Annotated in this window: 12 protein-coding genes; all 12 read right to left on the bottom strand. The window is 36.3% G+C overall.

The annotated features are described in order from the left end of the window. On the bottom strand, positions 1–1,169 hold a 1,169-nt coding region (gene metG / locus KJ562_00795; protein ID MBU3964262.1), incomplete at its 3' end, for a methionine--tRNA ligase. Continuing rightward, positions 1,153–1,839 carry a 16S rRNA (cytidine(1402)-2'-O)-methyltransferase gene (rsmI, locus tag KJ562_00790; protein MBU3964261.1) on the bottom strand — a complete coding sequence of 229 codons (687 nt, stop codon included), beginning with the start codon at positions 1,837–1,839 and terminating at the stop codon, positions 1,153–1,155. The genes metG and rsmI, both read right to left, overlap by 17 nt. A gap of 6 nt (positions 1,840–1,845) precedes the next feature. Beyond that, a complete protein-coding gene (locus tag KJ562_00785) occupies positions 1,846–2,925 on the bottom strand; it encodes an AI-2E family transporter (protein MBU3964260.1) in 1,080 nt (359 codons plus the stop codon). 26 nt (positions 2,926–2,951) lie between these two features. Next, positions 2,952–4,220: an insulinase family protein gene (locus KJ562_00780; GenBank protein MBU3964259.1), complete on the bottom strand. Its 1,269-nt coding sequence runs from the start codon at positions 4,218–4,220 to the stop codon at positions 2,952–2,954. Between the two features lie 673 nt (positions 4,221–4,893). Further along, positions 4,894–5,433 carry a phosphatase PAP2 family protein gene (locus KJ562_00775; GenBank protein ID MBU3964258.1) on the bottom strand — a complete coding sequence of 180 codons (540 nt, stop codon included), beginning with the start codon at positions 5,431–5,433 and terminating at the stop codon, positions 4,894–4,896. A gap of 12 nt (positions 5,434–5,445) precedes the next feature. After that, positions 5,446–6,702 (bottom strand): NAD(P)/FAD-dependent oxidoreductase, encoded by a 1,257-nt coding sequence (locus tag KJ562_00770; protein ID MBU3964257.1) that lies wholly within the window; start codon positions 6,700–6,702, stop codon positions 5,446–5,448. A gap of 20 nt (positions 6,703–6,722) precedes the next feature. After that, entirely contained in the window at positions 6,723–7,418 is a 696-nt protein-coding gene (locus tag KJ562_00765; protein ID MBU3964256.1) for a nucleotidyl transferase AbiEii/AbiGii toxin family protein, read from the bottom strand. A gap of 26 nt (positions 7,419–7,444) precedes the next feature. Next, on the bottom strand, positions 7,445–8,041 hold the full coding sequence (locus KJ562_00760; protein ID MBU3964255.1) for a hypothetical protein: 597 nt from the start codon (positions 8,039–8,041) through the stop codon (positions 7,445–7,447). A 239-nt stretch (positions 8,042–8,280) separates the two neighbouring features. Beyond that, complete coding sequence (locus KJ562_00755; protein MBU3964254.1) at positions 8,281–9,603, bottom strand: glycine--tRNA ligase; 1,323 nt, start codon at positions 9,601–9,603, stop codon at positions 8,281–8,283. A 4-nt stretch (positions 9,604–9,607) separates the two neighbouring features. Further along, positions 9,608–11,245, bottom strand: coding sequence for a hypothetical protein (locus KJ562_00750; GenBank protein ID MBU3964253.1), 1,638 nt, complete (start codon positions 11,243–11,245; stop codon positions 9,608–9,610). Next, on the bottom strand, positions 11,235–11,666 hold the full coding sequence (locus tag KJ562_00745) for a hypothetical protein (GenBank protein MBU3964252.1): 432 nt from the start codon (positions 11,664–11,666) through the stop codon (positions 11,235–11,237). Before KJ562_00745 ends, KJ562_00750 begins: the two co-directional genes overlap by 11 nt. A 12-nt stretch (positions 11,667–11,678) precedes the next feature. Next, a complete protein-coding gene (locus KJ562_00740; GenBank protein ID MBU3964251.1) occupies positions 11,679–15,284 on the bottom strand; it encodes a class I tRNA ligase family protein in 3,606 nt (1,201 codons plus the stop codon).

Here is a 15,284-nt window from a genome sequence, read left to right as displayed (position 1 = left end):
TCTTCTAATTTTGAATTTTGAATTGTGGTTTTGGCTTTTGGGTTTTGGGTTTTGGGTTTTGTTGCAAGAGTAACAACTCTCGCAACAAGATTCCCCAATCCCTTCGCCAAATCCGCATTATATCTTTCTTCAAATTTTTCAATAGTAAAATCGCTGTCATCAAAAGGAGACGCCTCTCTTAAAAAGAAATATCTCGCCACATCTATTCCATATTTTCCTACTAATTCTTTTGGGTCAACAATATTTCCCAAACTTTTAGACATTTTCTGCCCTCCCACAGCGACATAGCCGTGGACAAATAGAATATTAGGCAGCGATAACCCAGCTGACAAAAGGGCTGCAGGCCAGTAAAGGGCATGAAAAATTAAAATCCCTTTTCCAATAACATGAATTTTATTGTTATTTTCCTGCCACCATTGCTGGAAATTTTTATCATCAATCCCATATCCTAAAGCACTGATGTAGTTTATAACCGCGTCAAACCAACACCAAATTTTCTGTGTCTGGTCGTCGGGCACAGAGATGCCCCAATTTCGCGCCCTTTCAGACGAGCGGGAAATACAAATATCTTCAAGCCCCTTATTAATAAAGCCCAATACTTCATTTTTGCGGGTTTGCGGAACAACTTCTAATATATCTTTTTCTATTAAGCCCTTAAGCTGTTCTTCATATTTAGAAAGCTTAAAAAAATAATTCTCTTCTTCTATAAGCTCTGGTCTTGTCTTGTGTTCCGGACACAATCCGTCAATTAGTTCTTCTTGTTTATAGAATCGTTCGCACCCTACGCAATAAAGACCCTTATACTTCTTTTTATAAATATCCTTTTTACACTCCTGCCATAATTTATAGACCGCCTTAATATGCCTTTCCTCAGTAGTTCTTATAAAATCATCAAAGGATAAATTGAGAATTTCTTTGAGCTCACGAAATTTTTCAGCATTATTTTTAGCAAACTCTTCAACTGATATTCCCGCTTCTTCGGCTGCCAGGGAAATTTTTAACCCATTCTCATCAGTGCCTGTTAAAAAGAAAACCTCGTCGCCCAAAATGCGATGATATCGCGCCAAAACATCTGCCTGTATTATTTCCAATGCAAACCCTATATGTGGAGCAGAATTAACATAAGGAAGCGCAGTTGAGATATAGAATTTTTTATTTTTCTTTTCCATTTCTTTTCACAATAACAACGAATTCTCCTTTTATCTTATCTTTTTCTATCTTTTCAATCACTTTGTCAATTCTTCCGCGATAAATTGTTTCAAACTTCTTGGTCAGCTCTCTGCCAACAATCGCCTCAATTTCAATGTCTAACTCTTGGAGTTGTTTGAGGGACTTTATAATCCTGTAGGGTGATTCGTAAAGAATTACCGGATATTTAGAATCAATAACTTCTTTAAAAAACTTATTTCTTCCTTTTTTCTGGGGCGGAAAACCAAGAAATAAAAACTTGTCCATAGAGATGCCTGCCACTGAAGCGATTGTTGCGAGCGCAGATGGTCCGGGTATTGGTATAATGCTCACTCTCTCACCCAGCGCTTGAGTTATTTCTTGTATCAACTTGTTCCCTGGGTCGGATATGCCAGGCGTGCCAGCATCGCTTATAAGAGCAATATTTTTGCCATTGTTTAATAATTCTATGATTGATTCTATTTTTGCTAATTTCGAATGTTGATGATAGCTTATCAATGGCTTTCTTATCTCGAAATGATTTAATAATTTTTGGCTCACCCTTGTGTCTTCGCATAAAATAAAATCAGCCCTTTTCAGCACTTCAAGGGCCCGGAAAGATATGTCTTGAAGATTCCCTATTGGAGTTGCAATAACAAAAAATTCTGGCATTTTAATTCACAATAACCGCTGTTCTATGGCCTCTTTTTTTTCAAGAAATCCTTGAATAATCTCAAAAAACATTCCCACTAAGGGGATGGCTAAAATCGCTCCCAAAAGTCCCCAGAGCTTAGCGCCAACTAATAAAGATATCAAAACAAGCGAAGGTGAAAGCCGTAAAAATCTTTTGCTTAAAATCGGCATAATGATATAGTTTTCTATCTCTTGCGCGACAAAGAATATGATGAGAAAAATAATTGCTTTTGGCAAACCAGCGATTGTTAAAATAAACAATGAAATAGCAGTCCCGCTCAAAAACGGACCAATTGTTAAAATTATATTAAAAACGCCGGCAAAAAGACCGAAAAAGGCGGCATACTTAATATTCAAAGCATAGCAAGCGATTCCTGTTGCCAGACCTATGAAAAAACAACAAATAATTCTCACACCAAACCAAGCAGCCACTTTTTTCTGGCTTCTCTGCCAAACAGTCAAAATTTTTGTTTTATAGCGGTGCGGGAAAACGAGCATTATTGCTTTTGCCAAGCCCTCTTCTTCAAGCGACAGAAAAAAAGCAATAGAAAAAATGACTATTGTAGTCACAATCCCTCCAAAGATTGCTCCAATGGCAGTGAATATATTGGATGAGGCGCTGGACAGGCCTCTGCCCAATGCTTCGGTGAATGACTGGAAGTTCTGCAATGCCTCTATTTTTAAACCGCTGAAATACGGGGATGCTTGGTCAAAATATGTCGGTAGGTTGACGCTAAAATGTTGTAATTCCGAAAAAAGCAAAGGAGCGAGGATGTATATAAACACTCCAAGAAAAACAAAGGTGCTCAAATAAATCAAGATTGCCGCCAGTACTCTTGGGATGCGAAATTTACGAAGAAAATTTATGGCTGGATTAAATAGAATAGAAATTACCAATGCAAAAATAAACCAAATAAGAATATCTCTTACCAAAAAAACAAAATAAATTACGGCTAATGCAGATATAATTTTTAAAATAGTTGCCCAGGAAATATCTAAAACACGGGAGCCATTAGTTCCACCCATGCTGTCTGAAATATAATCTATTTGCCCATCCTCGTTCATTGTGTCGCTTGTTTATTATATTAATATTAGAACTCTTTTAGTAAGTTTTCAAATATCTTTTTGTCTTTAAACGGACCGAGCAAGGCAAGGTTTAATTTCTCGGGCTGAAAAATATCTTGAGCGACTTCTAATATATCCTCTGGTTTAATTTTATCAATCTCTTTAAAAATTTGCTTTTGGCTCAAAATTTTATTTTGTAAAAGCTCCTGTGCTCCATAAAAAGAAGCTAATGCGTCAGACGCTTCCAATGAAAGCGCCATCTTGCCCTTGATATAATCCTTGGCTTTCTGGAGCTCTGCTTTTGACACGGTTTTTTCTTTCATATTCTTATATTCCCCCAGAATCGCCCTGATTGCCTTATCAACATTTTTATTATCCACTCCTGCTCTTGTTAAAAGGAATCCTGTGTTTGGGTCGCTCTCTGGCAAGGTGACAATATAATAAGCGAGTCCAAGTTTTTCCCGCACTTCTATAAACAAGCGGGAGCTCATCATCCCTCCCAACATTATAGCTAATAATTCCATAGCATATCTTTTTGGATGAAATAAGTTATACGCTCTGACTCCAAGGCAAAGGTGCGTTTGGTCGGTCTTTTTAAAATAAATCAATGAATTCGGTTTTTTCTGGCTTTCAATTACTTTCGGCTTGGGGCGGATTTTGCCTTTTGATAATTTAGAAAAATATTCCCTTATTTTTTTCTTTGCTTCCGGTGTGTCAAAATTCCCAGCTATACAGACCAATGAATTTAAAGTAGTATAATGGGTTCTCCAATAAGATAATAGTTCTTGTCTGGTAATTCCTCTTACGCTTGATTTTTCTCCTGCCACGCTCCATCCAGCTGGCTGGTCTCCATAAAGCAATTTCTTCCAGAGGTTCACGATATGCGCCATTGGATTATCATGATACATATTGATTTCCTCTACAATCACTCCTTTCTCTTTTCTCATTTCTTTTTCAGGCAAAATAGAATTTAAATAAATGTCTGCCACCCAATCCAGCGCCAAATCAAAATGAGACGCCTCCACTTTAGCGAAATACCCTGTGTATTCTTCGCTCGTAAAAGCGTTGTAACTCCCGCCCACCTTGTCCAGCGATTCAGCGACATCTGTGGAAGTAGGGCGTTTTTTTGTGCCCTTAAAAAGCATATGCTCTAAAAAATGAGAGATGCCATTTGTCTCTTTTGTTTCATTTTTGCTTCCTGTTTTTACCAAAAACAAAACCGTCACTGCTTGAGTGTTTTTATCCGGCACAGTAATTATTCTTAATCCGTTTTTTAAAACTGTTTTCTGATACATATGAGCAATAATTGAAATGATTGATTACCGCTATTTTACAATATCACACTTAGGCAAAACAAAGAATAAAGAAGCGCCAATTACGACGCTTCTTTATTCTTTGTTTCTTATTATCTATTCCTCATCTTCTGACTCTTTGTCTTCTCCGAGATCCTCTTCATCCTCTTCTAGAGATAGTCCTTCAACTTCCTCTTCTTCGGACTCATTATCCCAGTCGTCGAATAATAATTCGTCGTTAATCATTATTTTTATGGGCTCACTAATATCTTGAGAAAAATCTTTCTCTCTGATATTCTCAAGTCCAATATATTATCCGAATGATTATGAGAGACCAACCTCATAAAACCATTCTGAAAAAGATTATATTCTAACTAAAAAAGCTGTCAAGTGGACTTATCCAGAGGTGCCTAAAAAAAGAAACACGCGATGCGAGCCAAAACAAAAGGCACCTCAAGGGTGCCTTTTGTTTTATTTCTTTTTCTTTTTCTTTGCTGGCATTTGACCAACGGCCGTCTGGGGCAAAGAGAATAATATAATTATTCTCTACCTTGCTAAACCGTTTTCAATGAAAGGCGGTAAGGAGACCAACCCTTAATATCCCTTTCTATTATTAATAATAGATTACACACAATGCGTGTCAATAGAAAAAGTTATTAACAATTAAAAAAATATATTAATGAATCTCTAATTTTTTATTAAATCTTTTTTCTGTGAAAAAACGCACAAATAACGCGGATATTATGCCTATAATCATTCCACCCACAATGTCAGAAGGATAGTGAACCCCAGAGATAACACGGCTCATATTCATAAATATCGCTGCAATAAAAAAAGTTATACCCAATTTTTTATTGTAAAAATAAATCGCTGTTGCCATTGCGAAAAAAAATGCCGAATGCCCAGAGGGAAAAGAATATCCGTTAGAAAATATCAATTGATGAATACTATTAAAAATGAACGGCCTTGGACGATGATAAAAAAGACGAATAAGTCCTGTGATACAGACACGAGATACAATAATGGAGACAATAGTTGTCAAAAAAGCACGAATTTTTTCCTGCTTATTTTTCAAGCAATAAAAAAGAAAAATGAAAAATAAAACAACTAAAAAATATTGGATATATTGGGCGAAAAAAATAACAATAATATCAAAAACACGCGATTTGTCCGTCAACCCATTTAAGAAAAAAAATATATTTAAATCCAACGACATATGTTAATCGCATTATTTTTCTTTCACAGCACTCTCGCCTGCCAAAAAACCAGTGCTCCAGCATGACTGGAGATTGAATCCGCCAGTTGGTCCGTCTATATCAATAATTTCGCCGGCAAAATATAAATTGTCAATTATCTTTGACTTCATTGTTTGACTATCTATTTCTTTCAGACAAACCCCTCCCTTGGTGACTATCGCTGAATCAAATTCCAATAATCCCTCCACAGTCATTTCCAAATTTTTTAAAATTTTTGCCACGCGATGTCTTTCTTCTTTGGTTATACTGTTTACTTTTTTCTCTTGGTCTATTTTAGACATTTTCACTACAATGCCTATTAATTTACGAGGCAATAAATCATCTAAAGAATTTTTAAATGATTTATTCTGATATTTTTGAAAATCCCTTTTAATGCGTTCGTCTAATTTTATTGAATCCAATGCTGGTTTTAAATCAATGGCTATTTTTACTTTTCCATTTTTCAACAACTCCCCAACTTGCTTACTTATATCCAAGATAATCGGTCCGCTCAAGCCGAAATGAGTGAACAGGCATTCGCCAAATGCGCTACATTGTTTTTTATCATTCTGCCAAGCGCTTATTTCCACATTTTTCAAGCCCAACCCTTGAAGCTCCCACACCCAACTTTCCTTTATCTTTATCGGCACTAAGGCAGGGGATAACTCTTCAATTTTATGTTTCAAATCACTCGCCCATTTAAATCCATCGCCAGTTGAGCCGGTCAAAGAATACGATTTTCCTCCTGTGCAAAAAATATATTTTTTAGCAAAAATTTCGCTGTCCTTCAAAATTAATTTTTGAATTCTGTTTTTCCGTTGTTCAATTCCGATTACTTCCGAATTATAAGAGATTTTCACTCTTCCTTTTAGTAAATACTTAATCAACGATTTCAATATATCGTCTGCGTCATCGCTTTTCGGAAAGACCCTTTTTCCTCTTTCAATTTTTGTTTTTACTCCAAGTTTTTCAAAAAACTTAATAACTTTTTGCGGCCCAAAAACAAAAAAGGAATGGAATAAAAATTTTCCATTCTTGCCGTAATTTTCAACAAACTTATTCAAATTAAACTCGGCATTAGTAAAATTACATCTGCCTTTGCCGGTTAAAATCAACTTTCTGCCCGGCTTCTTGTTCTTTTCCAGCAAAATTACTTTTGCGCCAAGTTCTCCGGCCCTGCCTGCAGCAATCATCCCAGCCGGACCAGCGCCAATAACAGCCACATCAAAATCGTTTTCTCCTTTTGTCATTTTTTTCTTTTTATATAAATTTATCTTTCACTTTCTAATCGAGCTCTCAATAAAAAAATTGTTTCTGTTCGAAGTTTTGCCCGAGCCCAATCTTTCTGTGATTCGATAAGAGATTCGCCCAAGCCAACCAGAATATTCCGATTATCCATTTTCTCTAACTGTTCTGCGCACTTTTGTAGAAGTTCATTAAAAGGCAAACCAGACCTTTGTTCAATAATTTCTTTGTTCACCGGCCAGTTGTTCTTCAAGAAAAACCAGACATCATAAATATCGCGACTTGTTTTGCCAACTCGTTCATACATGGCCATGAGTTTATGGGCGAACATATCTTCCCTAACCATGACCAACATTGAAATGCCAAGCAGAGTTTTCAATTCATATCGTGAACCAAAATCTCGCCTATTTACCTCAATTTTAATATTCTGGGATTTTGTGTCATAAGAGATTATATTAATCAAATTGAAACGCTTAATCCGTGATTCAATAATTCTCCCATAGACAGTGGCGATTTTTTGGATTTTATCAAACACGGACTGCTCTTTACTTTCATCAAGTAAGTCAAAATCTAAATCAACCGAATAGCGATTCAATTCATAAAACAGGAGAGTAGCTGTGCCACCCTTAAACCCCAAATAAGGAGCAATCGACGTGTCAGAGTAAATGTCCTTCAAAATCTGAAGTAGTATATTTTTATGTTTTAAATAATCTAATGTCATGGTTGAATAAACTCGTCACAAGTATTTTATTTTGTGGCCTTATAATGTTCAAAATATTTTCCGACTTTTTTCTCCATCCTCTTATTGTTGTATATGGGCAAAATTTCAAATACCTTATCCCAATCCAACGCATCTAAATTATCAAAATGATAATCCTTGCTGACATATATCCTATCCAAAAAAGCGCGCTCTTTAGTCGCCGTAGCAATACCATCTTCGTGCTTGATGCCGATAATATTGCTCAACACATAATCTTTCATCCGAATAAAGGAAATTTTCTGGCTACCAACGCTAATTTCCCGAGTTATATAGGATGCGACGAAAATACTTTCATAGTATTGAAAATTTATTCCGGCGCGGGTCAATACCGTCTCGAAGCTAATGTATGCGGGAGTATAAATACGAGTTGCCAATTCAAAACGATTATAATCTTTGTCTTTGGCGTAGAGTCCGCGTCGAACCCTGATTAATTTACTGGCTCTGACATATTTATTTAATCGTCCAGTAATTATTTGCTCTCTTTCTTCTCCCCATAACAAAGCAACATCTTTGGTAGAAAAGATGGTCTTCTGAGAGCGTAACAAAACATCTAAATATTCGCCTTTAGTTGGTTTTTTATCCATATATGGACTGGAAATAGGCTTTAAGGTATTTTCCAGTTCAATTATATGATATCACAAACACCAAGTCAAGTCGAAAATGGAATGGAAAAAATAGTGTCATACGAAGAAAAAAATGTGAGAAAATGCAAAAGAAAAATGGTATAAAAATTAGAGTTGAAACCATTTTTCATTGACATTTTTCACTATCAGCAAATACCATTTTTTCATCAGCCATATCTTTGCTATCTGACTTAATCGTCTTAGTTTAATTTTTCAGAGAGGTATTCCAAGAGTTTGCCTATTTTCACTCTTTTTTGTTTCATTGTGTCCCTGTCGCGGACCGTGACATCATTATCATCCAATGTATCAAAATCAATGGTTACGCAGTAAAGCGTTCCTATTTCGTCCTGTCTGCGGTATCTCCTGCCAATAGAGCCGGACTCATCGTATTGTGCCATAAAATGTGGTTTCATAAGTTGGTATATTTCTTGAGCTTTTTTAGAAATATCCGGTTTATTTTTAACCAAAGGCAAAATCGCCACTTTAATCGGCGCTAATTTTTTATCAAGTTTCAAGATTATTTCCTCTTCTTTGGTCGCTTCTGTGGTTTTTGTCCTTCCGCCAGAAACCTCCTGATATGCTTCTGTAAAAAACGCCAACAAACTTCTTTCAACCCCAACTGATGTCTCAATTATATGAGGAATATATTCTTCTCCTGTTTCCGGGTCTTTATAGCTCAAGTTCTCGCCGCTATGTTTCTGGTGTTGGGACAAATCCCAATCTCCGCGGTTATGGATTCCTTCAATTTCATGCCAACCAAATGGAAAATTATATTCCAAATCAATCTGTCTTTTGGCATAATGCGCTCTTTCGCCATCAGGAATTTCCAACATTTTTAAATTTTCTTTTTTCACGCCTAAATCAAGATACCAATTCAATCTTTGCTCTTTCCAATATTCAAACCATTTATCCGCTTCTTTTGGATGGCAGAACCATTGCATCTCCATTTGTTCAAACTCTCTCATCCGGAAAATAAAATTTTTGGTGGTAATTTCATTCCGGAACGATTTCCCAATCTGGGCAATGCCAAATGGGAGTTTTAATCTCATTGAACCCAAAACATTTTTAAAGTTAATATAAATTCCCTGGCAGGTTTCAGCGCGCAAATAAGCAATTGCGCTTTCATCCTCAACAGAGCCGACAAATGTTTTCATCATTAAATTGAATTGCTTCGGACTTGTAATCTCTCCTCCGCATTCCGGACATTTGTCTTTCTTCATTTCATCTACACGAAATCTTTTGTGGCAAGATAAACATTCTACTAATTCATCGGCAAATCCTGCAGTAAGATGGCCTGAGGCCTCCCAGACCTTAGGAGACATCAAAATCGCAGCATCAAGACCGACAATATTATTTTGCTTCTTTAACATTTCGTCTGACCACGCTTTTTTGATATTGTTTTTCAATAACGCTCCCAGGGGTCCAAAATCATAACTGGACCCGAATCCGCCGTAAATTTCAGAAGAAGGGAATATAAATCCCCTGCGTTTTGAAAGAGATATAATTTTTTGCATTAAATCCATATTTTTACTTTACTTTTCCATTATCGCCAAAAACTTCGGTAGTCAAAATTGAAGATTCTGTTTGTAAGCTCCTTTCGGTCCATTCATCAAATCCGCTAAACACTGTGCTTTCAACTAATTCAACGAATTTCCCTTTCTGACTGGCGTTTGGTTTCAGTATAACCTGAAAGGCCAGTTGGAGCAGTTCATCAATCCCCTGATTTGCCGTCAAATCACCGGCTGTCCAGATTATTTCTCTTGTTTCTGGGTCAAAACTAAGTTTCTGGGGCATTATTTGTCCTGTCAAATTAACGCCTATTGGCAAAACAGCCCTTACATTAGCTCCTTTTACTGGATTATAATAATTTTTTATTTTCCAAATAATAGTAAAATTACCCTCTTTATTAACTTCAAGTGGGAAATTTGCATTACTACCGAATATCTCATCATCCACAAACACATTTTGAACAAACTCTAGGTTGGCATTGACTTTATTAACAAACTTTCTCCTTGTCTGTCCTAAAATAATCTCGCTTTCTATTTTTGCGCTGCTCATTCCGCTCACTTCTTTTTTCAGCTCAACCCAGAACTCAACCACACCCTCTTCTCCTGCGTCTAAAAATTGTAATTTGGGAATCTTGTGCCAATCCCAAATTATGGAATTATCTCCTGATTGGGTTTGGCCATCTGGCGTTTTAATCGTCTCAAAATCGAATAACTGGCTATTAAGTTTGCTGGCTAAAAATAAGTTTTGCAAAGGAAATGTCCCTATATTCCTAAATGTAATCTCATAATGAAGCAGGTCTCCGGGCGTAGCAGCATATTCAGGGGAACTATTGATTGTTTGAGTGATATATAATGACTGCTCTACAATTTTCACTTGTTTCATTGTCTCTTTAATCACTATAAGATTTCCATCTTTCCACATACCGAGCTCTGCCTTGAATATCTTTGTTGAACCAACCTCTCCTGACAAGCTTCCTTTTATATCAATTCTTCCGCCTTCCGCTTTGTTCAACAATGGTATACTCCATTCAGTGTTAGAAAGCCCTTTCGGGTCTGTTTCTTTCAAAGAAAAATCTGAAGGATAAGTGATTTTAATCTGTAAATCAGACAAAGGATAGTCAATGCTGGAAAAATAATTTAAAGAAAAATTTAATTCCTGGCTTCCGCCAACGCTTGAAGGGATATCAAATTCAAAGGTCAAAGGAACTTCATTAATGGTCATTAAATGGCTGGTTCTTGAAACATATCTTGCTTTAATATTTTTCGGACGGTAAGAAACAATTGCCTTGGCTTCCTTTAATTCTCCCTGCTTGCCTAAAATTACTGCCTTAAACCGAAAAATTTTCTCCTGACCTGGATATATCGAACTATCATCAAAGGCATCGCTTTCTTTTGTTATTCTTAACCCTTCACCATTCATTGGCTGAGCGGATTCTGGAAATTCAAAAATAAGACGAGGTTCTTCCAACCGAACATCGCCGTTATTTTTAATTCTTACGCTGTATTCCACTTCTCCTCCTGCGGAAACAGTTTCCGGACCCAAAATATCCAAACGCAAAATCTCTTTGGAATAATCATTTCTCTGATACAACCAATATCCAATTGCTCCTAAAACCAAAAAAGCAACTATAATAATAGCCAATATTTTATTTCTCATTTTCTTCTTGTTTTCCTTTTAATGCTTCTAAATACTGCATTTGTTTTCTTTTTTCAAGCTTCCTGCCTATATCTCTTTCGCGAACCATTTCGCGCTTCAAATTCTTTAAACGACGATTAACTTCATAAGGCGTAATATATTCTCCAAATTTCTCTTTTGGAAACAATTCTTCAAGAGCCATTCTTTCCTTCTCCATAAATCCGCCGACTACTCCAGGCAATTTTTCCGGAGCTTTTTTTAATGCACGACGAAACTCAATTCTTCTTAAAAATGGCTTTCCTTTAAAAAGCCCTTTATCACCACCAGCACGTTTTGTAATCTCTACTTCAGGAGCCCGTTTTGCGCCAAAACTACCCACAGATGGCTTGGAATTAGTGCTGGGCGTAGTTAAAAAAGTTTTTAAAAATTTCGGAATCGCCATATATCTATTCTACTATAATTTTATCCCTAACCAAAGCTCCTGCCCATCTATTTTTGAGATTGACTCTATTTTTAGTCCTTTGTTTTCTTTTGAAGAAATTATGTCCTCTGCTACAACTTGAGATAATATTTCTTGTTTTCTATGGGTAATCAATTCTGATAAACTCCCTTCTGTAGAATAATAAATCTTAATTTTATCCTCTGGCTTACATCCTGCTTTTTTCCTCATATCTTGAACCTGCCTTGCAATATCTCTTATAATGCCCTCGCTCTTTAGTTCTTCTGTAATCTCAAAATCATATTCCAATTCCCAGTTCCCCTGACTAATAATTCCATCTTTTAACTCTACTTCCTTAACATTCAACTCATCTTTTATAAGTTCTAATAAATCTTTTTCTATTTTTGGCTTTTGGCTTTTGATTTTTAGTTTTGAAAGTGGTTGCCTCACCTTAATCCCCTTATCACTCCTCATCTTAAGTCCTTCTGCAACGATTTCCCTAACTATATTCATATCTTTCTCTAAATCCTCGTCTGCTCTTGTTTTATCTAGTTTGGGCCAGTCTTCCAAATGAACACTTTTATTCTCTCCTTTTAATCCTCGGTAAATTTCTTCACTCAAAAAAGGAATAAACGGCGCAGTTAATTTGCAAATCTCAATAAGAACATTTGCCAAGACAGAGGCACATTCTTCAGCTTCTTTCTGGTTTTTAGGTCTCTGTAAGCGGTTACGAGACCGCCTGATATACCACAATGATAAATCGTTTATAACAAAATTTTCAATTAAGCGCGCTGCAGTAGTTATGTTATAATTATCAAGATTGACTGTTGCTTGTGTAATTAAATTATTAAGTTTAGACAATATCCATTTATCGAGCAAATTGCTTGTGTCCGGCTTATTCGAATTTAAATCTAAATCCTTTGGCCTGTATGTCTGGAAGAAAATATAGCAATTCCATAATGTAAGAATAAATTTCTTAAGAGCGCTGTCAATATCTTTCTCATTGAACAATTTCGGGTCTCCTGGCTGATTAACAGTATAAAGATACCATCTTAAAGAATCTGCTCCATATTTCTCCACAATCTTCCAAGGGTCAACAACATTGCCCTTGGATTTGGACATTTTTTGGCCATTTTCGTCTAACACATGCCCCAAAACAACCACATTTTTATAACTCGGCCCGAACCCTAATAAAGTGGAAATTGCAAGAAGAGTGTAAAACCATCCTCTTGTTTGGTCTATTGCTTCTGAAATATAATCAGCCGGAAAAAACTCCGGCGGATGGGATTCTTGCGCTTTGAATTTTATGTTGTTGTTTTGCATTTTGCGTTTTGCATTTTGCGCTTGAGCGAACGGCCAATGCCCTTGACTAAACGGCATTGAACCTGAATCTAACCAGCAATCAATAACTTCCGGCGTTCTCTGCATTATTTCCCCGCATTTAGGGCAAACAAACTTTATTTCATCAATATATGGCTTATGAAAATCCAATTCTCCTTCCTTATTATATGGAAAAGCGCGAAAATCTAATTCTTTAAATTCGCCGGTTTTCACAGAGAGGTTATCCCAACTATCAACAAACTCTTTCGCGGTCAAGCCAAGGACAATGCTTTCAAACATCATAATTGGAATTTCATGGCTGACTATCAATATCTTTTTATTCTTATATTTTTTATTGATGTCATTTAGAAAATCCAGCATCCTTAGCTTAACATCTAAATAATTTTCTCCTTCCGGAAATCCGTGTTTGAACTTTCTCAAAGAAACTTCGCTAAAGCTTATTTTGTTTTTGGGATTAAAATAATTAGCTCCCTCTTGTGCTGGTTTTCCATTTAATGAGCCAATATCTATTTCGCGTAATCGTTCGTCATATATTACTTCAACCCCAAGCGCATCTGCCATTATTTTTGCAGTTTGCGAAGTCCTTAAAACATCTGACGCAATTATCAAATCAATTTTATTACGCTTCACTAATGGCGCCTGTTTTTCTATCTCTTTCCTTCCTTTATCTGTTAAAGGAACCTCCTTGATTTCAGGCCAAGAAGAAAAGAAATTTTCTGCGTTAGAAATGGCCTCTCCGTGCCTTAGTACAAAATATTTGTTAGTAGTAAATGTTTGTTCTAATAAATCATTTCTTGAGCCAATAACGATTTCTTTGTCGCATTCTTGACATTTCCAAATAGGCAAAGGAGTGCCCCAATATCTTTCGCGGGAAATAGCCCAATCCTTAAGCTCATTCAACCATTCGCCAAATCTTCCGTCTTTTATATGAGAAGGTATCCAATTAATTTTCTGATTATTGCTTATTAATTTATTCTTAATTTCTGTTGTCTTTATAAACCAACTCTTTTTCGCATAATATAAAAGAGGGGTGTCGCACCTCCAACAAAACGGATAGTCGTGCTCATAAAGTTCTTCTTTAAATAAAAGCCCTTTTTGTTTTAAATATCCAATAATCAATGGGTCTGCGTCTTTAACAAACATTCCTGCCCACTCTTTTACTTCTGGTTTGAATCTCCCGCTTTCATCAACTGTCAAAAGAACCGGAAACTCTCGGTTTTCGTTATCTTGCTTTCTATTTTGTGTTTTGTGTTTTGTGTTTTGGCTTTTTATAAGCTCCATATCATCCTGACCAAAAGCAGGGGCGATATGAACCAACCCAGTGCCTTCGCTTATGGTTACAAAATTCGCTGGCAAGACCTGATAAATATTTTTTCCCTCTGTTGAAATAGAAACAACGCTTTCATCAAACAGCGGAGAATAATTTAATCCGACTAAATCTTTGCCTTTCAATTCTTCTATGATTTCAAAATTTTCTCCCAAAACCGCTTGTCTTTCTTTGGCTAAAATTAAATATTCGTTATCTTTCTTTACTTTTACATAATCTATTTTTGGATTAATTGCTATTGCCACATTTGCTGGCAAGGTCCATGGAGTTGTTGTCCAAATCAACAAATAGGTATTATCTTGAATTTTGAATGAATTTTTGGCTTTTGGCTTTTGGCTTTTGGCTTTGAATTTCACATATACCGCCTTCTCCGCTATCTTCTTGTATCCTTGCGCCACTTCATGGGATGAAAGTCCTGTGCCACAACGCGGACAATATGGCAAAACCTTATAATCCTGATACAATAACCCTTTTTCCCAAACCATTTTAATTATATGAAAAACGCTTTCCATATAATAAGGGTCAGAAGTGACATATGGGTCTTCTAAATCCAACCAAAAACCAATTCTTTCAGTAAGCTCTTTCCATTCGCTGGCATATTTCCAAACAGATTTTTTACATTCTTCGTTAAATTGCGCTACACCGTATTCCTCTATTCCCTTTTTGTCCTGCAATCCAAGCTGTTTTTCAACTTCCAACTCAACCGGAAGGCCGTGGACATCCCAACCTGCCTTTCTTAAAACCCTTTTTCCTTTCATTGTCTGATAACGGCAAATTATATCTTTAAATGTCCTTGCTAAAACATGGTGCACGCCCGGCTTTCCGTTGGCAGTCGGGGGCCCTTCATAAAAAATAAAATCTCCTCCTTTTTTGTCCAAGGATTTTTCGAAAATGCGGTTTTCTTTCCAAAACTTTATTATTTTTTCTTCAATTTTGGGAAAAATTATTTCCAT

Source organism: Patescibacteria group bacterium (genome assembly GCA_018900835.1).
Taxonomy (GTDB): domain Bacteria; phylum Patescibacteriota; class Minisyncoccia; order Minisyncoccales; family PEYH01; genus PEYH01.
The sequence above is the reverse complement of the archived record's forward strand: the minus strand, read 5'-3'. Positions and strand labels throughout refer to the sequence as shown.

What these genes read in the sequence shown, in the direction of transcription:
- KJ562_00755 (MBU3964254.1), bottom strand. Translation starts at nt 9,603, where the DNA reads ATGGATTTAATGCAAAAAATTATATCTCTTTCAAAACGCAGGGGATTT.
- KJ562_00765 (MBU3964256.1), bottom strand. Translation starts at nt 7,418, where the DNA reads ATGACATTAGATTATTTAAAACATAAAAATATACTACTTCAGATTTTG.
- KJ562_00750 (MBU3964253.1), bottom strand. Translation starts at nt 11,245, where the DNA reads ATGAGAAATAAAATATTGGCTATTATTATAGTTGCTTTTTTGGTTTTA.
- KJ562_00740 (MBU3964251.1), bottom strand. Translation starts at nt 15,284, where the DNA reads ATGGAAATAATTTTTCCCAAAATTGAAGAAAAAATAATAAAGTTTTGG.
- rsmI (MBU3964261.1), bottom strand. Translation starts at nt 1,839, where the DNA reads ATGCCAGAATTTTTTGTTATTGCAACTCCAATAGGGAATCTTCAAGAC.
- KJ562_00760 (MBU3964255.1), bottom strand. Translation starts at nt 8,041, where the DNA reads ATGGATAAAAAACCAACTAAAGGCGAATATTTAGATGTTTTGTTACGC.
- KJ562_00770 (MBU3964257.1), bottom strand. Translation starts at nt 6,702, where the DNA reads ATGACAAAAGGAGAAAACGATTTTGATGTGGCTGTTATTGGCGCTGGT.
- KJ562_00745 (MBU3964252.1), bottom strand. Translation starts at nt 11,666, where the DNA reads ATGGCGATTCCGAAATTTTTAAAAACTTTTTTAACTACGCCCAGCACT.
- KJ562_00785 (MBU3964260.1), bottom strand. Translation starts at nt 2,925, where the DNA reads ATGAACGAGGATGGGCAAATAGATTATATTTCAGACAGCATGGGTGGA.
- KJ562_00780 (MBU3964259.1), bottom strand. Translation starts at nt 4,220, where the DNA reads ATGTATCAGAAAACAGTTTTAAAAAACGGATTAAGAATAATTACTGTG.
- KJ562_00775 (MBU3964258.1), bottom strand. Translation starts at nt 5,433, where the DNA reads ATGTCGTTGGATTTAAATATATTTTTTTTCTTAAATGGGTTGACGGAC.